Source organism: Geodermatophilus sp. CPCC 206100 (genome assembly GCF_048569675.1).
In the GTDB taxonomy this organism is placed as follows: Bacteria; Actinomycetota; Actinomycetes; order Mycobacteriales; family Geodermatophilaceae; genus Geodermatophilus.
The window spans coordinates 39699-59870 of sequence record NZ_JAQISV010000011.1 but is presented as its reverse complement, the minus strand read 5'-3'; the positions used below and the strand labels follow the sequence as shown (position 1 = coordinate 59870).

At 76.7% G+C, this 20172-nt stretch carries 20 protein-coding genes; 11 read left to right on the top strand and 9 right to left on the bottom strand.

Going from position 1 to position 20172, the window contains the following annotated elements; all coding sequences use genetic code 11:
• Window positions 1-22: 22 nt before the first annotated feature.
• The 3 genes from PGN05_RS06290 to PGN05_RS06280 all read left to right on the top strand — a co-directional run bounded on the left by PGN05_RS06290 (window position 23) and on the right by PGN05_RS06280 (window position 3761).
• The gene (locus PGN05_RS06290) at window positions 23-955 is read left to right on the top strand and encodes a hypothetical protein (protein WP_419751676.1); all 933 of its coding nucleotides are present in this window, start codon (window positions 23-25) and stop codon (window positions 953-955) included.
• A 13-nt stretch (window positions 956-968) separates the two neighbouring features.
• On the top strand, window positions 969-3266 hold the full coding sequence (locus PGN05_RS06285) for a heavy metal translocating P-type ATPase (RefSeq protein ID WP_419751675.1): 2298 nt from the start codon (window positions 969-971) through the stop codon (window positions 3264-3266).
• Window positions 3267-3380: 114 nt separating this feature from the next.
• Window positions 3381-3761, top strand: coding sequence for a hypothetical protein (locus PGN05_RS06280; RefSeq protein ID WP_419751674.1), 381 nt, complete (start codon window positions 3381-3383; stop codon window positions 3759-3761).
• On the opposite strand, the gene PGN05_RS06275 is transcribed toward PGN05_RS06280, so the two are convergent.
• Window positions 3747-4673 carry a M56 family metallopeptidase gene (locus PGN05_RS06275; protein WP_419751673.1) on the bottom strand — a complete coding sequence of 309 codons (927 nt, stop codon included), beginning with the start codon at window positions 4671-4673 and terminating at the stop codon, window positions 3747-3749. The genes PGN05_RS06280 and PGN05_RS06275 overlap by 15 nt on opposite strands.
• A 1-nt stretch (window position 4674) precedes the next feature.
• Window positions 4675-5043 carry a BlaI/MecI/CopY family transcriptional regulator gene (locus PGN05_RS06270; RefSeq protein WP_419751672.1) on the bottom strand — a complete coding sequence of 123 codons (369 nt, stop codon included), beginning with the start codon at window positions 5041-5043 and terminating at the stop codon, window positions 4675-4677.
• A gap of 106 nt (window positions 5044-5149) precedes the next feature.
• On the opposite strand from PGN05_RS06270, the gene PGN05_RS06265 reads away from it, so the two are divergent.
• The 4 genes from PGN05_RS06265 to PGN05_RS06250 are packed head-to-tail and all read left to right on the top strand — an operon-like array spanning window position 5150 to window position 11742.
• Entirely contained in the window at window positions 5150-6691 is a 1542-nt protein-coding gene (locus PGN05_RS06265; RefSeq protein WP_419751671.1) for a cytochrome ubiquinol oxidase subunit I, read from the top strand.
• A 13-nt stretch (window positions 6692-6704) separates the two neighbouring features.
• A complete protein-coding gene (gene cydB / locus PGN05_RS06260; RefSeq protein WP_419751670.1) occupies window positions 6705-7712 on the top strand; it encodes a cytochrome d ubiquinol oxidase subunit II in 1008 nt (335 codons plus the stop codon).
• On the top strand, window positions 7709-11185 hold the full coding sequence (gene cydC, locus PGN05_RS06255; protein ID WP_419751669.1) for a thiol reductant ABC exporter subunit CydC: 3477 nt from the start codon (window positions 7709-7711) through the stop codon (window positions 11183-11185). Before cydB ends, cydC begins: the two co-directional genes overlap by 4 nt.
• On the top strand, window positions 11182-11742 hold the full coding sequence (locus PGN05_RS06250) for a dihydrofolate reductase family protein (RefSeq protein WP_419751668.1): 561 nt from the start codon (window positions 11182-11184) through the stop codon (window positions 11740-11742). Before cydC ends, PGN05_RS06250 begins: the two co-directional genes overlap by 4 nt.
• 32 nt (window positions 11743-11774) lie before the next feature.
• On the opposite strand, the gene PGN05_RS06245 is transcribed toward PGN05_RS06250, so the two are convergent.
• Together PGN05_RS06245 and PGN05_RS06240 are read right to left on the bottom strand one after the other, a co-directional pair.
• A complete protein-coding gene (locus PGN05_RS06245; RefSeq protein ID WP_419751667.1) occupies window positions 11775-12047 on the bottom strand; it encodes a hypothetical protein in 273 nt (90 codons plus the stop codon).
• Between the two features lie 65 nt (window positions 12048-12112).
• Window positions 12113-12766, bottom strand: a complete 654-nt coding sequence (locus PGN05_RS06240) for a hypothetical protein (RefSeq protein WP_419751666.1) — start codon at window positions 12764-12766, stop codon at window positions 12113-12115.
• 18 nt (window positions 12767-12784) lie between these two features.
• Between PGN05_RS06240 and PGN05_RS06235 the strand changes: the two genes are divergently transcribed.
• Window positions 12785-13024, top strand: a complete 240-nt coding sequence (locus PGN05_RS06235) for a hypothetical protein (protein WP_419751665.1) — start codon at window positions 12785-12787, stop codon at window positions 13022-13024.
• Between the two features lie 160 nt (window positions 13025-13184).
• Here the strand turns inward: PGN05_RS06235 and eutC are convergent, their stop codons facing one another.
• The 3 genes from eutC to eat are packed head-to-tail and all read right to left on the bottom strand — an operon-like array spanning window position 13185 to window position 16809.
• On the bottom strand, window positions 13185-13940 hold the full coding sequence (eutC, locus tag PGN05_RS06230) for an ethanolamine ammonia-lyase subunit EutC (RefSeq protein ID WP_419751664.1): 756 nt from the start codon (window positions 13938-13940) through the stop codon (window positions 13185-13187).
• On the bottom strand, window positions 13937-15349 hold the full coding sequence (locus tag PGN05_RS06225) for an ethanolamine ammonia-lyase subunit EutB (RefSeq protein WP_419751663.1): 1413 nt from the start codon (window positions 15347-15349) through the stop codon (window positions 13937-13939). The genes eutC and PGN05_RS06225 overlap by 4 nt, the downstream gene beginning before the upstream one ends.
• Complete coding sequence (gene eat / locus PGN05_RS06220; RefSeq protein WP_419751662.1) at window positions 15346-16809, bottom strand: ethanolamine permease; 1464 nt, start codon at window positions 16807-16809, stop codon at window positions 15346-15348. The genes PGN05_RS06225 and eat overlap by 4 nt, the downstream gene beginning before the upstream one ends.
• Window positions 16810-17006: 197 nt before the next feature.
• On the opposite strand from eat, the gene PGN05_RS06215 reads away from it, so the two are divergent.
• Window positions 17007-17735, top strand: coding sequence for a GAF and ANTAR domain-containing protein (locus tag PGN05_RS06215; protein WP_419751661.1), 729 nt, complete (start codon window positions 17007-17009; stop codon window positions 17733-17735).
• A 4-nt stretch (window positions 17736-17739) separates the two neighbouring features.
• On the opposite strand, the gene PGN05_RS06210 is transcribed toward PGN05_RS06215, so the two are convergent.
• Window positions 17740-18639, bottom strand: coding sequence for an SDR family NAD(P)-dependent oxidoreductase (locus tag PGN05_RS06210; protein WP_419751660.1), 900 nt, complete (start codon window positions 18637-18639; stop codon window positions 17740-17742).
• Window positions 18640-18729: 90 nt separating this feature from the next.
• Window positions 18730-19131 carry a hypothetical protein gene (locus PGN05_RS06205; RefSeq protein WP_419751659.1) on the bottom strand — a complete coding sequence of 134 codons (402 nt, stop codon included), beginning with the start codon at window positions 19129-19131 and terminating at the stop codon, window positions 18730-18732.
• 99 nt (window positions 19132-19230) lie between these two features.
• Between PGN05_RS06205 and PGN05_RS06200 the strand changes: the two genes are divergently transcribed.
• Both PGN05_RS06200 and PGN05_RS06195 read left to right on the top strand, forming a co-directional pair.
• A complete protein-coding gene (locus tag PGN05_RS06200) occupies window positions 19231-19851 on the top strand; it encodes a hypothetical protein (RefSeq protein WP_419751658.1) in 621 nt (206 codons plus the stop codon).
• A 47-nt stretch (window positions 19852-19898) separates the two neighbouring features.
• Entirely contained in the window at window positions 19899-20168 is a 270-nt protein-coding gene (locus PGN05_RS06195) for a DUF2277 domain-containing protein (RefSeq protein ID WP_419751657.1), read from the top strand.
• The last annotated feature ends 4 nt before the right edge of the window (window positions 20169-20172 follow it).

Below are 20172 nucleotides of genomic sequence, written 5' to 3'. Positions count from 1 at the left end.
GCCGCCCCCGGAGAGGACCGGCATGAACACCCCGGCGAGACTCGCCGCGGTCGCGCTCGGCCTGGGCGCGGTCTTCGCGGCCGCCGTCGGAGTCGGCCGCGTCGTGGGCCCCGTCGACGCCCCCGCGGCCACGAGCGGGAGCACTCCCCCCGCCGCACCGGCGTCCGGGACCGGCGCCGCCGACGGCGGGCCGGCCGTCCTCGCGTCCGGGTACGTCCTGGACCCCCTCGAGGACCGGCTGCCGTCCGGGACGGCGTCGTTCGCCTTCCGCGTCCTGGGACCCGACGGCGCTCCGGTGGTCGACTACGACGTCGAGCAGGTGGAGGACCTGCACCTGGTCACCGCCCGTCGCGACCTCACCGGCTACCAGCGCCTGCACCCCGAGCTCGGCCCGGACGGCGTGTGGCGGGTGCCGCTGGAGCTGACGCCGGGCAGCTGGCGCGTGGTCGCCGACCTCACCCCCAGCGCCCTGGGCCAGAACCTGACCCTGGGCACCGACGTGGAGGTGGCCGGCGCCTACGACCCGCAGCCGCTGCCCGAGCCCGCCGCGGTCGCGGAGGTCGACGGCTACAGCGTCGCCCTGACCGGTGAGCTCCTGGTCGGGCAGGAGTCCGAGCTGACCTTCAGCGTCAGCCGCGACGGCCGCCCGGTCAGCGACCTGCAGCCCTACCTCGGCGGCTACGGCATCCTGGTGGCGCTGCGGGCGGGCGACCTCGCCTACCTGCACCCTCACCCGGCCGAGCCGCCGGCGGGCACCACCCCCACGGCCGGACCGCACAAGACCTTCGTCGCGACGGCGCCGTCCCCGGGGACCTACCGGCTGTTCCTCGACTTCCGGCACGGCGACGCCGTCCACACCGCCGCGTTCACCGTCGGCGTCGCCGGCTCCGGTGGCGACGGCTCCGGCGGGCCCACCCCCGACGCGCCGCCGGCCGATCACGGTCACGGCGACTGAGGAGAGGACCGCGTTGAGCACCCCCACCCCGCCCCCGGCCGGCGAGCTCGAGCTCGCGATCGGCGGCATGACCTGCGCCTCCTGCGCCGCCCGGATCGAGAAGAAGCTCAACAAACTCGAGGGCGTCACCGCGACGGTCAACTACGCCACCGAGAAGGCGCGGGTCAGCTACGCCGGGCCGGTCACGCCGGCGGACCTGATCGCCACGGTGGAGAAGACCGGCTACACCGCGACGCTGCCCTCGCCGCGGCCCGAGGCCCGGCCCGAGCCCGTGCGGGGTGCGGAGGACGGCCGCCTGCGGCTGCTCGTCTCCACGGTGCTGACCGTGCCGGTCGTCGCCATGGCGATGATCCCCGCGCTGCAGGTCGAGTACTGGCAGTGGCTGTCGCTGACGCTGGCCGCACCCGTGGTCGTCTGGGGCGGGCTGCCGTTCCACCGCGCCGCCTGGACCAACCTCCGGCACGGCGCCGCCACCATGGACACCCTCGTCTCGCTCGGCACCGGCGCGGCGTTCCTGTGGTCGCTGTACGCCCTGTTCCTCGGCACCGCCGGCGTGCCCGGGATGACGCACCCGTTCGAGCTCACCATCGCCCGCAGCGACGGAGCCGGGAACCTCTACCTCGAGGCGGCCGCCGGGGTGACCACGTTCCTGCTCGCCGGGCGGTTCGTCGAGATCCGCTCCAAGCGGCGGGCGGGCGCGGCCCTGCGGGCGCTGCTGGAGCTGGGCGCCAAGGAGGTCTCCGTGCTGCGCGGCGGGACCGAGCGCCGCATCCCGGTCGAGCAGCTGGGGGTCGGCGACCTGTTCGTCGTCCGCCCCGGCGAGAAGATCGCCACGGACGGCGAGGTGCGCGAGGGCGTCTCCGCGGTGGACGCCGCTCTGCTCACCGGTGAGTCCGTGCCGGTCGAGGTGGGCCCGGGCGACCCCGTCGTCGGCGCCACCGTGAACGCCGGCGGCCGGCTGGTCGTGCGGGCCACCCGGATCGGCGCGGAGACCCAGCTGGCGCAGATGGCCCGGCTGGTCGAGGAGGCGCAGAACGGTAAGGCCGAGGTACAGCGCCTGGCCGACCGGGTGTCGGGGGTCTTCGTCCCCGTCGTCCTGGCCCTGGCGGTCGCGACCCTCGGCTTCTGGATCGGCGCCGGCGCCGGGCTGTCGGCCGCCGTCACCGCCGCGGTCGCCGTGCTGATCATCGCCTGCCCGTGCGCGCTCGGGCTGGCCACGCCGACCGCGCTCATGGTGGGCACCGGCCGGGGCGCGCAGCTCGGCATCCTGATCAAGGGCCCCGAGGTGCTGGAGTCCACCCGCGCCGTGGACACCGTCGTCCTCGACAAGACGGGCACCGTCACCACCGGCCGGATGACGCTGCACGACGTCGTCCCGGCCGCCGGCGAGGACGCCGGACGGCTGCTGCGGCTGGCCGGCGCCGTGGAGCACGGCTCGGAGCACCCCGTCGCGCGGGCCGTGGCCACGGCCGCCGCCGACCGGAGCGGCCCCCTGCCGCCGGTCGAGGGCTTCGCCAACGTCGAGGGGCTGGGTGTGCGGGGCGTGGTCGAGGGTGCGGCGGTGCTCGTCGGGCGGCCGCGGCTGCTCGACGCCGAGTCGGTGCCCGTGCCCGACGAGCTCGCCGCCGCGCTGGCCGCCGCGCAGGCACGGGGCCGGACGGCGGTGCTGGTCGCGGTCGACGGCGCGGCGCGCGGCGTGCTCGCCGTCGCCGACGCGGTCAAGCCGTCCTCGGCCGCGGCGGTCGCCCAGCTGCGCGCTCTGGGCCTGCACCCGGTGCTGCTGACCGGGGACAACGAGACGGTCGCGCGGTCGGTCGCCGCGGAGGTGGGGATCGACGAGGTGGTCGCCGAGGTGCTGCCGCAGGACAAGGTGGACGTCGTCCGGCGGCTGCAGGCCGAGGGCCGCGTGGTCGCCATGGTCGGCGACGGGGTGAACGACGCGGCCGCGCTCGCCGCCGCCGACCTCGGGCTGGCCATGGGCACCGGGACCGACGTGGCGATCCAGGCCTCGGACCTCACCCTGGTGCGGGGGGACCTCCGGGCCGCGGCCGACGCGATCCGGCTGGCCCGCCGCACGCTGGCGATCATCAAGGGGAACCTGTTCTGGGCGTTCGCCTACAACGTCGCCGCGCTGCCGCTGGCCGCCGCGGGGCTGCTCAACCCGATGATCGCGGGCGCCGCGATGGCGTTCAGCTCGGTGTTCGTGGTGACCAACAGCCTGCGGCTGCGCCGGTTCGCCCCGCTGCCGGGCAACACCGACGCGACCACCGCCGTCCCTGCCGGCCGTCGGACCACCGCCCCCGCCGCCTGACGGCACCCGTCCGCACGAGGAGTGGCCCGGGGGGGTTTCTTCCCGCACGCTCGTGCTCTGCCCACCACAGTGGGCAGAGCACGAGTTCCGCGGAAGTCACCGAGGGAGGCCCCCGTGGACGACGGAGCACCCTCCACGGCGCGGATCCTCGCGGTGGCCGGGCTGACCTGGGGGCTGACCCTGCTGCTCGGAGCCGGCCGCGTCGTCGACGCGCTCTGCCCCGAACTCCCGGAGGGGAAGCGCTGGCTCGTGCGCGTCCTCGGCGCGCGGTTGGTGGCCCAACACGCGACCGTGCTCGTTGCGCCGGTGCGGCCGGTCCTGCCGGTCGCTGCGGCGGTCGAGGGGCTGCACGGGCTGAGCATGGTCCCGCTGCTGGGCCTCCCCCGGTACCGACGGGCCGCCCTGATCAGCGGCGGCATCGCCGGGCTGTCCGCAGTCGTGCTGGCGGCGGCGTCGGCCGAGCCCTCCCGCCGCCCGGCGTCAGAGCGCCGGTAGCAGCAGGAGAGCCGTCGGGACGAGGAGGAGCAACCCGGCGGAGGCCAGCGCGACCGTCCGAGCCCAGGCCGGCAGCGGGGACGGCGGGTCGAGCAGCCGCCGCACCCGCGCGCCCACCGCGCCGCCGGTCACCGAGAGCGCACCGCTCGGCACGCCACCCCCGGCGCCGCCGGCTGCCACGACGATCGCCTGGGCGAGCGTCCGCCGGGGCGTGGGGCCGTCGAGCGTGCGCAGGGCGACGTCGTCGGCCCGCATCTCCACGAGGGTCCGCACCGCGGCGTGCGCGCGGGCGGCCGCGGGCAGCACCGGCAGCGCGGCCGCCCACGCGACGAACGGCAGCAGGTACAGGTGGTGGTGCTCGCGCAGGTGCGCCCGCTCGTGCGCCACGACGGCGGCCAGCTGGGCGTCGTCGAGCTCGGCCACCATGCCGGAGGAGAGCACGAGCAGCGGCCGCGCGCCGGGGATGCAGAAGGCAACCGGGGCCGGGTGGTCGAGCAGCCGGGCGTCGGGCACCTGCGCGGGCTGCACGACGAGCTCGAGCAGCTCGCGGTGCCGGCGGCGGGTGCGCGCGGTGCGGACCCAGGACAGCAGCAGGACGCCGACCAGCTCGGAGGCGAGCACCGCGGCGAGGGTGAGCGTGATCCAGTGGTCGCCGCGCACCGGATCGTCCGCCGGGGCGCCGGCCAGCACCGCCCCCGCCGCCTCGGGCAGCGAGTGAGCCCACGGCGCCAGCCCGTGCGACAGCAGGGCGCCGATGATCGACAGGCCGCCGGCCAGGCCGATCGCCTGCCAGCAGACCAGCGCGACGAGCGGGTCGCGTCCCGGCCAGCCGGCCCGGGCCAGCAACGCCGGGACCGGCCAGGCGAGCAGCGCGGCGAGGACGGCGAGGGCGACCGCGGTGGCGGGCAGCAAGTCAGCGCGTCGCGTCGTCCGGCCCGGCCGCCCCGGCCAGCAGCTCGCGCAGCAGCCGAGCCTCGTCGGGGTCGACGCTGCCGACGAAGCGGGCCAGCACCGCCTGCCGGTCCCCGGCCGAGCCGAGGACCTCGTGCATCAGCTCCGCGGCGTGGTCCTCGCGGGTGGCCCGCGGGCGGAAACGCCGCGGCCGTGCGTCGTCGTGGACGACGAAGCCCTTCTGCTCCAGCCGGGTCAGCACGGTGTGCACGGTGGTCAGCGCGAGGCCCCGGTCGGCCAGGCCGTCGCGCAGCTCGGCCGCCGAGACCGCGCCGTCGGCGGACCACAGCCGCTCCATGACGGCCCGCTCCAGCTCACCCAACGACGCCACGGTCTCTCCCTGTCCTGCGACTCACACCCGCGTCTTCTACGTGTCGTAGAAGGACGTGTTCTACTTGTCGTAGAACATCGTACGTCGCCCAGTGAGGAGAGCGGCCGTGGACGTCCTGGACGTGGCGCGCTGGCAGTTCGGGATCACGACCGTCTACCACTTCCTGATGGTCCCGCTGACCATCGGCCTGGGGATCCTGGTCGCGGTCATGCACACCATGTGGGTGCGGACCGACAAGCCCGAGTGGCTGCGGATGACCCGCTTCTGGGGCCGGATCTACCTCATCAACTTCGTGCTGGGCGTGGCCACGGGCCTGGTCCAGGAGTTCCAGTTCGGCCTGGCCTGGAGCGAGTACAGCCGGTTCGTCGGCGACGTGTTCGGCTCCCTGCTGGCGCTCGAGGCCCTGCTGGCCTTCTTCCTCGAGTCGACCTTCCTGGGCCTGTGGATCTTCGGCTGGGGCCGGATCCCGAAGAAGCTGCACCTGGCCGCGCTGTGGGCCGCGGTGATCGGCTCGGTCGTGAGCGCGTACTTCATCATCGCGGCCAACTCGTGGATGCAGCACCCGGTCGGCGTGGAGGTGGACGACGCCACCGGCCGGCCGGTCCAGGTGGACTTCCTCGCCGTCCTCACCAACAACACCGCGCTGGCCGCGTTCAGCCACGCGATCGTCGCCGCGCTCGTGGTCGCCGGCGCGCTCCTGGTCGGCGTCGGGCTGTGGCACCTGCGCCGGCGGAAGCTGGCCGACGCACCGACCGCGGACGTCGACCACCGCGTGTGGCGGCGGTCGGTGCGGCTCGGTGGCTGGGTGTCGCTGGCCGCGTTCGTCCTCGTCGCCCTCACCGGCGACTGGCAGGGCAAGCTCATGTACCAGCAGCAGCCGCTGAAGATGAGCTCGGCGGAGGCGCTGTGCGAGACCGAGGCGCCGGCGTCCTTCTCGATCTTCGCCTGGGGCAAGCTCGGCTCCAACGAGTGCGACGACGTGCACTCGATCACCGTGCCCTACCTGCTCTCCTACCTCGCCCACGGCGACTTCTCGACCGCCGTCCCCGGTGTCAACGAGCTGCAGGAGGAGTACGCCGCGGTCTACGGCGAGACCTATCCCGACGACCCGTCGCGCTTCGGCGCCCTGGCCGGCGAGGAGGTCGACTACACGCCGCTGCTCGGGGTCACCTACTGGAGCTTCCGGCTCATGATCGGCATGGGCGGGGTGTCGGCCGCGGTCGCCGCCTACGCGCTGTGGGCGACGCGCGGGGGCCGGGTACCCACCTGGCGGATCGGCGTCTACGGATCGCTGCTCGCCGTCGCCGCGCCGTTCGTCGCCAACGCCACCGGCTGGATCTTCACCGAGATGGGCCGCCAGCCCTTCGTCGTCCACCCGAACCCCGACGTCCCGGTCGACGAGCAGGTGTGGTTCTTCACCGCCCAGGCGGTCTCCCCCGGCATCAGCGCCGCCGAGGTCTGGACGTCGCTGTCCGTGCTGACCCTCGTCTACGGCGCGCTGGCCGTCGTCGAGCTGTGGCTGGTCACCCGCTTCGTCCGCCGCGGCGTGACCACCGGGGACGGTGCACCGACCCCCGGCGCACCACCCGAGGGCACCCCGGACGACGACGCGCGCCGGGACGACGACGTCCTCTCCTTCGCCTACTGAGCTGGAGCACACCATGGACCTGCAGACGCTCTGGTTCGCCGCCGTCGCGGTGCTCTGGACCGGCTTCCTGCTGCTGGAGGGCTTCGACTTCGGCGTCGCCGCGCTGCTGCCGGTGCTCGGCCGCGGCCCGGCCGACCGCCACCTCATGCTCCGCACGATCGGGCCCCTGTGGGACGGCAACGAGGTCTGGCTGATCACCGCCGTGGGCGCGGTGTTCGCCGCCTTCCCCGGCTGGTACGCGACCTGGCTACCCGCCCTCTACCTGCCGTTCGTGCTCGTGCTCCTCGGCCTCATCGTCCGGGCGGTCGCCTTCGAGTGGCGGCACTCGCACTCCACGGCGGCCTGGGACGCGACGTGGACCCGCGTCATCACCGCCGGCTCGCTGATCGCCGCGGCCGGGATCGGCGCGGCCCTGGCCGCGACGACCCTGGGCCTGCCGATCGACGCCGACGGCCACCGGGTCGGCGGCCCCCTCGCCGGGCTGGGCTGGCCCGCCCTGCTGGGCGCGGTCGCGGTCGTGGCCTTCTCCCTGGTGCACGGCGCGGTGTTCCTGGCCCTGAAGACCGACGGGCCGGTGCGCCTGGCCGCCCGCGCGTTCGCGCTCCGCTGGGCGCCGGTGGCGGCGCTGCCCCTGCTGGCCTGGGCCGGCGCCGTGCACCTGCGGTCCGGGACGCCGGTCACCGCGGCGCTGTGGTTGGTCGCGGCGCTGGCCGTGGTCGTCGCGTGGGCCCGGCTGCGGGTCGGGCGGGAGGGCCAGGCGTTCGCCGCGTGGGGCGCGATGCTGGTGGCCGCGGCCGCCACCGTCTTCGGCGCGGCCTACCCGGTCGTCGTCCCCTCGACCCTGGACCCGGCGTTCGACGTGACGGTGGCCGACGCCTCGGTCAGCGACTACACGCTCACCGTCATGACGTGGGCCGCCGGGATCGGGCTGCCCGTCGTCCTCGGCTACCAGGCGTGGACCTACTGGGTGTTCCGCAGGCGGCTCACCGCCGAGCCGGCGCACGCCGAGGCCGCCGCGTGACCCCGAACGGCGGTTCTCGCGGAAACCGACGGGACGACGGTTTTCGCGAGAAGCGACGGGAGCGGGGGCCGCTGGCGGCGCTGGCCGGCGTTCCGGGGCTGACCGGCGCGCTGGTCCGCCAGGTCGCCGCCGCGCTCGCCGGCACCGCGGGACTGGTGCTCCTCGCCGCGGGCCTGGCGCACGCCGTCGCCCGGTCGGCGGGCCAGGCCGAGGGGGCGGTGGCCGGCCCGCTGCTGCTGGCCGTGGCCGGCGTCGCGCTGCGGGCGGCCGCCGGCTCGGTCGGCGACCTGCTGGCCGACCGCGACGCCCGCCGCGCCGAGGAGGAGCTGCGCACCCGGCTGACCGCCCGGCTGGCCGCCTCGCCGGCCGCCGTGGAGGCGGCCGGCGGACCGGGGCCCGCGGCGGTGCTGGCCACCACCCGGCTCGCCGACCTCGGCCCCGCCCTCGCGACCCACCTCCCGGCGCTGGCCCAGACCCTGGTCGTGCCGCCGGTGCTGCTGCTCGCGCTGGCGTGGACCGACCTGCTCTCGGCGGCCCTGGTCGCCGTCACCCTCCCGCTGGTGCCGCTGTTCATGGTCCTGGTCGGGCTGACCACGCGGGACGGCACCGCGGCCGCCGCCCGCGCGCTGGACCGCATCGCCGGCCACGTGGCCGAGCTGGTGCGCGGGCTGCCGGTGCTGGTCGGCCTGGGCCGGGCGGCGGAGCAGGCCGCCGCGCTCGCCGAGCTGGGCGAGACCGCGCGCCGGCGCACGCTGGCGACGCTGCGACTCGCCTTCCTCTCCTCCCTGGTGCTCGAGCTGCTGGCGACCCTGTCGGTCGCGCTGGTCGCGGTGACGGTCGGCCTGCGGCTGGTGCACGGCGACCTGGCGCTCGCGCTCGGGCTGACCGCGCTGCTGCTCGCGCCGGAGGCGTTCGCCCCGCTGCGCGCCCTCGGCGCCGCGCACCACGCGAGCGAGGACGCCGCGCTGGCCGCCGCGGAGGCCCGCGCGGTGCTGGCGGCACCGAGCGGCGCTCCGCTCGCCGTCCCCGGCCCGGACGACGACCCGCGCGGAGCCGACGTCGCCGTCCGCGGCCTGACCGTGCGGTTCCCGGGCCGCGCCGTGCCCGCGCTGCCGCCGCTGGATCTGGACCTGCGCCCCGGCGAGCTGGTCGTCCTGCGAGGCGCCAGCGGCTCGGGCAAGTCCACCCTGCTGGCCGCGCTCACCGGCCTCCTCCCGCCCGCGGCCGACGTCGGGGGAACGGTCACCGGCGTCGCGGTCGGCGGGGTCGCGTCCGTGCCGCAGCACCCGCGGACCACCGGCGCGACGGTCGCCGACGAGCTGCGGCGGCACGCCGACTCGGCGCCCGGCGTGGACGCGGTCGTCGGCGAGGCGTTCGTCGTCGAGGCGCTGGCACGGGTCGGCGCCGCGGACCTCGCCGGGCGCGCCTGCCCGACCCTCTCCCCCGGTGAGCTGCAGCGGGTGGCCCTGGCCCGCGCCCTGGTGCGGATGCGCCGCGGTGCCCGCCTGCTCCTGCTCGACGAGCCCACCGCGCACCTGGACGGCGACGCCGCGGCGCGCGTCGCCGCGGTGCTGGCCGACCTGCGCGGCACGGTGACGGTCCTGCTGGTCACTCACGACCCCGCGCTGGCCGCCCTCGCCGACCGCACCGTCGTCCTCGCCGGGAGCGCGGCGGCCCCCCGCTCGGCGCCGAGATCGGCGATCTCGGCGCCATCGGCGCCCCATGGCGGCGAGATCGCCGATCTCGGCGGGCCGGGCCCCGATCCCGGACAGCCGGGCCCCGGTCCCGGCGCCGCGGCCACCCCCGCGCACCGCTGGCCCCGCCGGGCGCTGGTCCGCGCCCTCGCGGCCGGCACCGCGTCGGCCGGGGCCGGTGTCGCGCTGACCGCGGTCTCCGGCTGGCTGATCGTGCGCGCCGCGGAGATGCCACCGGTGCTCACCCTGCTGGTGGCGATCGTCGGCGTGCGCGCGTTCGGGCTCGGTCGGGCCGGTCTGCGCTGGGCAGAGCGGATGGCCGCGCACGACGCCGCGCTGCGGATGGCGGCCGACCTGCGGGTGCGCGTGTGGCAGGCGCTGGCCCGGCAGGGCATCGCGGCCGACCGGACGCCGGGGTCCGCGCTCGCCCGCGTCGTCGGCGACGTCGGCCTGGTGCAGGACCTCTCGGTGCGGGTGGTCCCGCCGGCGTTCGCGGGCATCGCGGTTCCCGCGGCCACGGTCGGCGCCCTGGCGCTGGTCTCCCCCGCCGCCGCCGCAGCGGCCGGGGTCGTGCTGCTCGTCACCGTCGCGCTCGTCCTCGCCGCGCACCGCCGGGTGGACGCCGGCGCCGCGCGGTCCGAGGCGGCGCTGCGGATCTCCGCCCTGCGGGACACCGCGACCGCCCTGGAGGGCGCGGCCGACCTGCGGGCGCACGGGCTGGCGGCGCGGACCGCGGCCGACCTCGCCGCCCTCGCGCACCGCCGGTCGGCGGCCGCGGGAACCGGCACCCGCGCCCGCGCGCTGGGCACCGGCCTCGTCGTGCTGGGCACGGGAGTGGCCGCGGTGGCCGCGGCGGCGACCGGGACGGCCACCGGCACCACCGGCCCGGCGATCGCCGTCCTGGCCCTGGCGCCGCTGGCCCTGGCCGAGCCGCTGTCCGGGCTGGTCGGGGCGCTGCAGCGGCGCGGCGCGCTCGCCGACGCCCGCGCCCGCCTCGACGCCGTCCTCACCGCGCCCGGGCCCGCCGACCCCGCCGCGCCGGAGCCGGCCCCGGCCCGGGTCCGGGGGCTGGCCACGGCGGACCTCACCGCCGGCTGGCCCGGCGGCCCGGACGTGCTGCGGGGGATCACCGCGCAGGCGCGGGCCGACGGCGGCTGGCTGGTCGTGCGCGGGCCGTCGGGGTCGGGCAAGTCGACGTTCCTCGCCGTGCTCATGGCCGCGCTGCGGCCCCGCGCGGGCTCCTACACGCTGGGCGACGTCCCGACCGGCTCCCTCAGCGGCGACGGCGTGCGGGCAGGGATGGCCTGGCTACCGCAGGAGGCGCACGTGTTCGCCTCCTCGATCCGCGCCAACCTCGCGGTCGCCGCTCCGCGCGGCGAGCTGGCCGGCGCCCGGGGCGAGGCCCGGATGCGGGCCGCGCTCGACGCCGCGGGCCTGGGCCCGCTGCTCGCCGCCCTCCCCGACGGGCTGGACACCCCGGTCGGCGCGGGCGGGACGGCGCTGTCGGGCGGGGAGCGGCGCCGGCTGGCCGCGGCCCGGGCGCTGCTCGCCGACCGCGACGTCGTGCTGCTGGACGAGCCGACCGCGCACCTCGACCCGCCCACCGCCGCCGCGCTCGTGCGGGACCTCCGCGCGACGCTGGCCGGCCGGGTGGTCGTGTGCGTGACCCACGACGACGCCGTGGCGCGGCCCGGCGATCCCGTCGTCCGCCTGGGAACCGGGTCCGTCGCACCGGCCGCGCGGGACTTGTCGGTACCGGCGGGCAGGCTGCCCGCATGACTGCGTCCTTCACCGGTTCGGTCTTCCTCGGCATGAGCGTCGACGGGTTCATCGCCCGCCTCGACGGCGACCTCTCCTGGCTCACCGGCGGCGCCGAGTCCGGCGGCCCGCCCGACGACGGCGCCGGCGGCGACTTCGGCTTCTCCGCGTTCGTCTCGGGCATCGACGCGCTGGTCATGGGCCGCGCCACCTACGAGGTCATCGCGCCGATGGACGAGTGGCCCTACCAGGGCAAGCCGGTGCACGTGGTCAGCACGACACTGGAGCCCAGCGCGGACGCCCGCATCACCGTGCACCGCTCGTTCGACGACGTCGTCGCGGCGCTCACCGCCGCCGGGTACCGCCGGGTGTACGTGGACGGCGGCCGCACGGTGCACACGTTCCTCACCGCCGGGCTGATCGGTGACCTCACGCTGTCCCGCGTGCCGGTGCTCATCGGCGAGGGGCACACGCCGTTCGGTGCGCTGCCGGCCGACGTCGCGCTCGAGCACGAACGCACCGAGGTCTTTCCCGGCGGCATGGTGCAGACCACCTACCGGGTGCGCCCGCCGGCCTGACGGCCGGCACCACCCGGCGGGGAGGTCCCCGGTCAGGCCGCGGCGTGCTCCGGGCGGGCGCGCACGATCTCGTAGCCGGGGAACTCCGGGAGGACCGGGTCGACGACGAGCGGGACCCCGGCCGGGGAGCCGAGGCGCCCGCAGCCGGCCACTGCACTGCGCTCGTCCGGCGGCATCTGCGCGAGCATCCGCTCGTACAGCTCCGGGCGGATGCGGATCTCCCGCGGCGGCGCGGCCCCGGGGGCGAAGGCGATGGCGACGACGTCTCCGGCGATGTCCGGCCGGACCCAGTGGACGCTGCTCATGGCGGCCTCTCTGCACGGGTTCCTCCCGCGCACTGGTTCAACGCCGGGCGGACCCGGTCTGTGCCCTACCCGCCGGAGGGGTGGCTCGCACCTGCGTCCGGCACTCCGACCGGGATCTCCGGGCCGAGCCGGGCGCCCTGCAGCAGCCGCAGGTCGTCGCCGGACCAGAAGCTGCCGGGGTCGTAGGAGTTGCGCGGCCGGCCGCCGTCGAGCAGGCCCATCGCCGTGTAGGTCGCGGCCACCAGCTCGGCGCAGTACACCGTCTCCGCCGACGTCCCGCGCCGCAGCCGGCCGTTGAGCCACCCCGCGGCCAGCCCGCGGGTGGTGGGGAACGGCCGACCGTCGAGCCGGGCGACGGCGCGCAGGACGGCGTCCTCCATCTCGGGGGTCACCCCGCCGTCGTCGGCCGGGCCGACCAGCTGGCGCAGCCAGGCCCGCTGGCCGTACCGGTGTGCCCAGGTGCGGACGGCGTCGGCGAGGTCGTGCAGCTGGACGCCGCGCTGGTGCTGACCGGTCCAGACGTCGGGCAGCGACCGGCCGAGCTCGGCGTGCCAGAGCAGCGGCGGGAGGTCCTCCAGCACGACCGCCATGCCGACGTGGTTGACCGGCGCGTTGGTCAGCGCGCGGATCGCCCGGTCGGCCACCGAGGCGCCGCGGAAGACCCACACGTCGCCGGTGCGGGTCAGCTCGACCGCCTCGTCCAGGCTCAGCTCGGGCACGGCGCTACGTTACGGATCATGCGCGCCTGGAAGCTGCTCGGACTGGCCGGCCTCGCCGGCGTCGCGGCGACCGGCGCCGTGCTCGCCCGCAACGAGCGGCAGCGCCGGGCACACACCCCCGAGGAGATCCGGGCCCGGCTGCGCGAGCGGCACGCGGCGCTGGCCGACGTGCCGGAACCGGCGCCCGTGCCCGTGCCCGTCGAGGAGCTCGCGGGCGGACGGCGGCACGCGCTGGCCCGGCTGCTCCGCCGACGCTGACCTCCAGCTCACGGAGGGCGACCGCCACACCGGAACCCGTCCGGCCGCCTTCCCGGCGCGCTCCGGCCGGTCGACACTGCACGACGCCCGCCGGTGTCGCCGGGCGCTGTCTGGGTCATCCGCTCGGCGACGCCGACGCGGTCGCCTGCCCTCGGTGGGGCTACCCGGCACCGGCGGGCAGCGCCGGCCCCTCGTCCTTGAGCGCCACGCCCGAGGCGCCCAGCTGCCGGGCGGCCGACAGCAGCGCGGCGACCGTGTCGGCGGCCTGCGCGTAGGACAGCCCGTGCGGCGGGCGGACGTTGGACACGCAGTTGCGCTCGGAGTCCGCTCGCCCGGGCCGCGGGTCCCAGGTGAGGTAGACGCCCAGGGAGTCGGCCGACGACAGCCCCGGCCGCTCCCCGACGAGGACGACGACGGCCCGCGCGCCGAGGGCGGCCCCCACCGCGTCGCCGAGCGCCACCCGCGCTTGCGAGGCCAGCACGAGCGGGGCGACGCGCCAGCCGGGCAGCCGCTCGAGCAGCGCCGTGGCCAGGCCGGCGGCGTGCTCGTGCACCGCGCGCGGCGAGAGCCCGTCGGCGATCACCAGGGCCAGATCGGCGTCGGTCCGCGGCAGCGTCGTGCCCTCCGCCAGCTGCCGGCCCAGGTCGGGGCGCTGCAGGTAGGTGGCGCGGTCGGGCGCCGCCGAGTGCACCTCGAGGACCTCGGCGCCGGGCAGGGACGCCCGCACCACCGCCGGGTCCAGGGGCTGGTGCACCGCGTCCCGCGCCGCGGCGTGGGCGGCGCGGAACTCCAGCTCGCGGGCGGTGGGCAGCGCGTCCCCGGCCCGACCCAGCGCCACCCGCGCGCGGGTGGCCGCCCGCAGCACCGACCACGGGTCGTCGCCCGGCGGCAGCGGCTGGTCCAGCGCCGAGGTCATGCCGACGCCGCCGCGAGCAGGGCCCGGGCCGCGGGCGCGTCGGCGGACAGCTCCCGCACCCGGCCGGCGTCGTCGAGCAGGTCCATCCGCGCCAGCCACTCCTCGAACTCGGGCGCGGGACGCAGGTCGAGCACCGAGCGGGTGGAGAGCACGTCGGAGAACGACAGCGACTGGTAGTGCAGCATCACGTCGTCCGACCCCGGGACGGCGATGAGGAACGTGCAGCCGGCCGCCCCGAGCAGCAGCATCAGCGCGTCCATGTCGTCGCCGTCCACCTCGGCGTGGTTCGTGTAGCAGACGTCGACACCCATGGGCAGGCCCAGCAGCTTGCCGCAGAAGTGGTCCTCCAGTCCGGCGCGCAGCACCTGCTTGCCGTCGTACAGGTACTCCGGGCCGATGAAGCCGACGACGGTGTTGACCAGCAGCGGCTCGAAGTGCCGGGCCACGGCGTAGGCGCGGGTCTCCAGCGTCTGCTGGTCGACCGGCCGCCCGCCGATCCCCCGGTGCGCGTCGGCCGAGAGGGCCGCCCCCTGCCCGGTCTCGAAGTACGTCACGTTCGACCCGACGGTGCCGCGGCCCAGCTCCAGCGCGCCGGCGCGCGCCTCGGCGAGCAGGTCGAGGGTCACCCCGAAGCCGCGGTTGGCCGCCTGGGTGCCGGCCACCGACTGGAACACCAGGTCGACCGGCGCGCCCTGCTCCAGCGCCCGCAGCGTGGTGGTGACGTGGGCCAGCACGCAGGACTGGGTGGGGATCGCGTACCGGGTGATCACCGCGTCGACCAGTTCGAGCAGCGCGACGGTGCGCGCCGGGGAGTCGGTGGCCGGGTTGATCCCGATGACGGCGTCCCCGCAGCCCTGCAGCAGCCCGTCGACGATGGAGGCGGTCACGCCGAGCGGGTCGTCGGTCGGGTGGTTGGGCTGCAGCCGCGAGGCCAGCCGGCCCGGCAGGCCCAGGGTGCTGCGCAGCCCGGTGACCACCCGCGTCCGCCGCCCGACCGCGACCAGGTCGGCGTTGCGCATCAGCTTGGACACCGCCGCGACCATCTCCGGGGTCAGCCCGCGGGCCAGGCCGCTGATCGCCGCCTCGTCGCCCGCGGCCGTCCAGGCGAGCAGCCGGTCGCGGAACTCCCCCACCGTCAGCGACGCGACCGGGGCGAAGGCGGCGCGGTCGTGCGTGTCCAGGACCAGCCGGGTGACGTCGTCCTCGTCGTAGCCGACCACCTGCTCCTCGAGGAAGGTGGCCAGCGGGACGTCGGCGAGCACCGTCTGCGCCGCGACCCTCTCGGCGGCCGACTCCGCGGCGCAGCCGGCCAGCACGTCACCCGACCGGGCCGGGGTGGCCTTGGCCAGCAGCTCCACCAGGGTCGGGAACTCGTAGGCGTGCCCGGCGACGGTGCCGCGACGTCTCATCGGACGTCCTCCGCTGCCTCGGCCAGCAGCTCGAACTCCTCCTCCGGCGCCGAGGCGACCAGGTGGTGGCGGCTGTAGAGCGCGAAGTACGCGAGGAACACGGCGTAGGCGCCGAGGGTCCAGAGCGCGGCGGTGACGTCGACGAGGAAGGTGGCGACGACGGCGGCGGCCGCCAGCACGAGCGCGACGCCGGTGGTGACCACGCCGCCCGGCGTCCGGTAGGGCCGGGCCAGGCCCGGCTCGCGGCGGCGCAGCACGATGTGGCTGACCATCATCAGCACGTAGGACACCGTCGCCCCGAAGACGGCCATGTTGAGCAGCATCGCGCCCTGGCCGGTCAGCGACAGCGCGAAGCCGATCGCGCCGGGCACCAGCAGCGCCAGCATCGGCGCCTTCCGGCCGTTCGTCACCGACAGCGCCCGGGGCAGGTAGCCCGCCCGCGAGAGGGCGAAGGTCTGCCGCGAGTAGGCGTAGATGATCGAGAAGAAGCTGGCCACGAGCCCGAACAGGCCGGCGTAGTTGACCACCCGGGTGATGCCGTCCGGCGCCGCGGAACCGGCGAGCGCGTCGACCGGCGGGTTGCCCGACCCGGCGATCGCCGAGGACCCGGCCGCCCCGGGGGTGAACACCAGCATGAGGACGGCGAGCACGACGAGGACGCCCATCGCGGCGACGATCCCCCGCGGCATCGAGCGGGCCGGGTCGCGGGCCTCCTCGGCTGCCAGCGGCACGCTCTCGACGGCGAGGAAGAACCAGATGGCGAACGGGAACGCCGCCCAGATCCCGAGGATCCCGTACGGGAGGAAGGACGAGGCCCCGGCCGCGTCGGTCGGCGCGATGTCGAGCAGGTTCCCGGCGTCGAACTGCGGAACGGCGCCGACGAGGAAGACGGCCAGGCCGACCAGCGCGACGACCGTGACGACGAACATGGCCTTGAGCGCCTCGCCGACGCCCATCAGGTGGATGCCGATGAACAGCGCGTAGGCGGCCAGGTAGACCCACCAGCCGTCGGTGATCCCGAACAGCCCGAGGGACTCGACGTAGGCGCCGATGAAGGTGGCGATGGCGGCCGGGGCGATCGCGTACTCGATGAGCACCGCGACGCCCGTGGCGTACCCGCCCCACGGCCCCAGCGCGCGGCGGGCGAAGGTGTACCCGCCGCCGGCGGTCGGCAGCGCCGAGCCCAGCTCGGCCAGGCCGAAGACCATGGCGGTGTACATGACGGCCATGAGGACGACGGCGATGAGCAGCCCGCCGAACCCGCCCTCGGCCAGCCCGAAGTTCCAGCCGGCGTAGTCGCCGGAGATGACGGCCGACACCCCGAGCCCGGCGAGGAGCAGCCAGCCGGCGCTGCCGCTGCGCAGCTGCCGCTTGGAGAGGTACCCCTCGTCGACGCGCTCGGCCTCGACCCCGGCACGGTGGTGGGCGGGGGTGGGGCGGGTGCCCGGCTCAGCGGTCACGGCAGACCTCCCGGTCGGCCCCCGGATCACGGGTGGGGTCAGCGTTCTCGCCGCTCCCGGCCAGGTCAACCCGGAGGAGGCGAACGGAACGCCGTGGTGACACCCGCGACACGACCCGGCTCGAGCCGGTCGGGTGCGGGATACTCGGTGGCGCACGGCCGGGTGGCGTGCGCTGGACTCGGGAGGACGCAGGACCGGTGGGCACGCTCGACAGGGAACCGCCGCGCGCGGACGCCGACCTCGTCGCCACCCTGGCGGCCGGCGGCGACCTCAACCACTTCCTCGGCGACCTGGTGCGACTGGCCGCCCGGCACACGCCGAGCGCGCAGGCGTGCGGCCTCACCCTCGCCCGCTCCTCGGGCGCGGTGACGGTGAGCGCCACCGGGCCGCTCGCGCAGCGGGCCGACGAGCACCAGTACGAGGTGGACGACGGCCCCTGCCTCGAGGCGCTGCGGGCGGGCGTCGTCGTCCGCGTCGAGGACATGGCCGCCGAGCAGCGGTGGGGCCGGTTCCCCGAGCTGGCCGTGGGCCTCGGCGTCCGCTCCTCGCTCTCGCTGCCCCTGGTCGTCGAGGACCGCCCGCAGGGGGCGCTCAACCTCTACTCCACCGAGCCGCGCGCCTTCGCCGCCGACGACGAGACGACCGCCGCACGCTGGGCCGAGCACGCCTCGGGTGCCCTCGCGGTGGCGCTGCGCATCGCCGACGGCGACGACCGCGCCGACCAGCTGCTCGGCGGCCTGGACACCCGCACCACGATCGGCCAGGCGGTCGGGCTGCTCATGTCTCAGGAGCGGTGCACCGCCGAGCAGGCCTTCGACCTGCTCAGGCTCGCCTCGCAGCGGCGCAACGTGAAGCTGCGCGACGTGGCGGCCACGCTGGTCGCCGCCTTCGAGGCCGGCCTCCCGGAGCGGCCCGCCCGCTGGTGAGGGGTCAGAGCCCGCGCCAGCGACCGTCCCGGGCGTTGCCACTGGGCCGCGAGCCGAAGACGTTGCCCTCCGACGGCGACGCGCCGTCCCCGGCCAGCGCGAACCACCGGAACAGCGGCCCGACGAGCGCGTCGTAGACCGCCGGCAGCAGCCGGAAGCCGGCGATGACCACCGGGTTGGCCACGCCGGACTGCACCAGCCGCCGCGGCCGGTCCAGCCGCGCCACGACCGACCGGGCCACCCGGTCGGCGGAGTACACCGGCGGTGGCGGACGACCGGTGCTGCCGGCCCACGTGGCGGCCTGGTAGTAGATCGGCGTGTTGACCCCGCCCGGCGCGACCGCGGAGACGTCCACGCCGGGGGCGTCGCGCACCTCCTGCTGCAGGGTGCGCACCAGCCCGAGCTGGCCCCACTTGGCCGCCGCGTAGGTGCCCATGAGCGGCGCGGTGACCGAGGCCAGCAGCGAGCTGACGACCACCAGGTGGCCCCGGCCCTGCCGGCGGAACACCGGCAGGGCGGCGCGCGCGACGTTGGCGGTGCCGTGCAGGCTGGTGTCGACGACGGCCTCGAACGCCTCGCGCGGAACGTCCTCGATCCGCCCGTAGGCCATCGTCTGCGCCGAGTGCGCGACCGCGTCCAGCCGGCCGAACTGTGCGACGGCGGTGTCCACCACCCGCTGCACCGCGTCGGCGTCGGTCACGTCGGCCGGGCAGACCACGACCTCCGCGGCGCCGCGCTCCCGCGCCTCGGCGGCGACCTCCTCCAGGGACTCGCGGCCGCGCGCGACCAGCACCAGCTGGGCGCCCCGGCCGGCGAGCGCGTGCACGGTGGCCCGGCCGATCCCGCTGGAGGCGCCGGTGACCAGCACGGTCAGGGGGCGGGACGGCGTGGCGGACGGCGGCATGCGGCTCCTCGGACTGGGACCGAGGGCGGGCACGGCGTTCCGACCGCCTCGGCTCGGCGACGTCCGCGGTCTACCCCCGCGGCCGCGCCGTCACGCGCTCTCCTCGGGGAGGACGCCGAACAGCCAGCCGGGACCGGCCACCGCCGTCCCGGCCGGCAGCCGCGCGCGCAGCCCGCGGTCGGCGGTGACGACGAGCACCGGCGCCCCCTCCGCGGCCAGTCGCGCGGCGCGGTCGGCGAGGGCGTCGTCCCCGCTGCCGGCCGCGCGCACCACCGTGACGCCGTCGGGCCCGCGGACGTCCCGCGCCGCGCCCTCGACCACCACCACGAGCTCGACGCACCGCAGCGTCCCGCCGCCGGGTGCCGCCACCACCGACCCGGCCAGCGGAGCCAGCCGGCACAGCAGCCGGGTGGTCGCACCGGCCCGGTCCCGCCACCAGCCGTCCGGGCGGGACCCGAGCACGTTCGCGGTGTCGACGAGCACGACGGTCATCGCGCGCCTCCTCCGGTTCCGTTCGCCCGACCGGGGGACGGGCCGTTTGCGCTGGTCACCGTCGGGCACCCGGGGCGACCCACCCCCGAGGAGGTTCCCATGGCCAGCAGCGACCGCACCGCCCACGACCACGACGGGACGCGCGAGGGCGCCTCGGCGACCCGCGGCGCCGCCCTGGACGCGGTGGCCGCCCAGCGGTCGGACTTCGGCGGCATCAAGTGGGGCGCGGCGTTCTTCGGCTGGCTGTCGGCCAACGGGCTGGCCGTCCTCTTGGTCGCGCTGCTGTCCGCGGCCGGCGTCGCCCTCGGCCTGACCCAGGGCCTGTCCGACGCGGACGACGTCGCCGCGCAGGCGTCCACCATCGGGCTCTCCGGCGCCGTCGCCCTGCTGGTCGTGCTGTTCCTCGCCTACCTCGCCGGCGGGTACGTGGCCGGGCGGATGGCGCGGTTCAACGGCGTCCGTCAGGGGCTGGCGGTCTGGCTGGTGGGGCTGGTCGTCGTCGTCGCGCTGTCGGTCGCCGGCTACCTGCTGGGCCGGCAGTACAACGTGCTCGAGGCCCTCGACCTGCCCCGGATCCCCGTCGACGAGGGCACCGCCACCACCGCGGGCCTCGTCACGCTGCTGGCGATGGTCCTGATGACGCTGGTCGGCGCGCTCCTCGGCGGCCGGCTCGGCACCCGCTACCACCGCCGCATCGACCGCGCCGGCTTCGGGCGCTGACCCCGCGGGGGCTGCCCGACGTCGGTGTCCGCTCCTACGCTGCCGCCATGTGCCGCAACATCCGGCCCCTGGCCAACTTCGAGCCCCCGGTGACCGACGACGAGATCGAGGCCGCCGCGCTGCAGTACGTGCGGAAGATCAGCGGGGTCACGCGCCCGTCGCGGGCCAACGCGGAGGCCTTCGACCGGGCCGTCGCCGAGGTCGCGGAGGCCTCGTCCCGGCTGCTGGCCGCGCTGGTCAGCTCCGCGCCGCCCAAGGACCGCGAGGTGGAGGCGGCCAAGGCGCGGCAGCGTGCCGCGGCCCGCTACGCGAGCTGAGTTG

Excerpts from the sequence above, each read along its gene's own strand:
- PGN05_RS06290 (WP_419751676.1), top strand. The coding sequence starts at position 23 with ATGAACACCCCGGCGAGACTCGCCGCGGTCGCGCTCGGCCTGGGCGCG.
- cydB (WP_419751670.1), top strand. The coding sequence starts at position 6,705 with ATGGACCTGCAGACGCTCTGGTTCGCCGCCGTCGCGGTGCTCTGGACC.
- PGN05_RS06250 (WP_419751668.1), top strand. The coding sequence starts at position 11,182 with ATGACTGCGTCCTTCACCGGTTCGGTCTTCCTCGGCATGAGCGTCGAC.
- PGN05_RS06245 (WP_419751667.1), bottom strand. The coding sequence starts at position 12,047 with ATGAGCAGCGTCCACTGGGTCCGGCCGGACATCGCCGGAGACGTCGTC.
- PGN05_RS06235 (WP_419751665.1), top strand. The coding sequence starts at position 12,785 with ATGCGCGCCTGGAAGCTGCTCGGACTGGCCGGCCTCGCCGGCGTCGCG.
- eutC (WP_419751664.1), bottom strand. The coding sequence starts at position 13,940 with ATGACCTCGGCGCTGGACCAGCCGCTGCCGCCGGGCGACGACCCGTGG.
- PGN05_RS06225 (WP_419751663.1), bottom strand. The coding sequence starts at position 15,349 with ATGAGACGTCGCGGCACCGTCGCCGGGCACGCCTACGAGTTCCCGACC.
- PGN05_RS06210 (WP_419751660.1), bottom strand. The coding sequence starts at position 18,639 with ATGCCGCCGTCCGCCACGCCGTCCCGCCCCCTGACCGTGCTGGTCACC.
- PGN05_RS06205 (WP_419751659.1), bottom strand. The coding sequence starts at position 19,131 with ATGACCGTCGTGCTCGTCGACACCGCGAACGTGCTCGGGTCCCGCCCG.
- PGN05_RS06200 (WP_419751658.1), top strand. The coding sequence starts at position 19,231 with ATGGCCAGCAGCGACCGCACCGCCCACGACCACGACGGGACGCGCGAG.
- PGN05_RS06195 (WP_419751657.1), top strand. The coding sequence starts at position 19,899 with ATGTGCCGCAACATCCGGCCCCTGGCCAACTTCGAGCCCCCGGTGACC.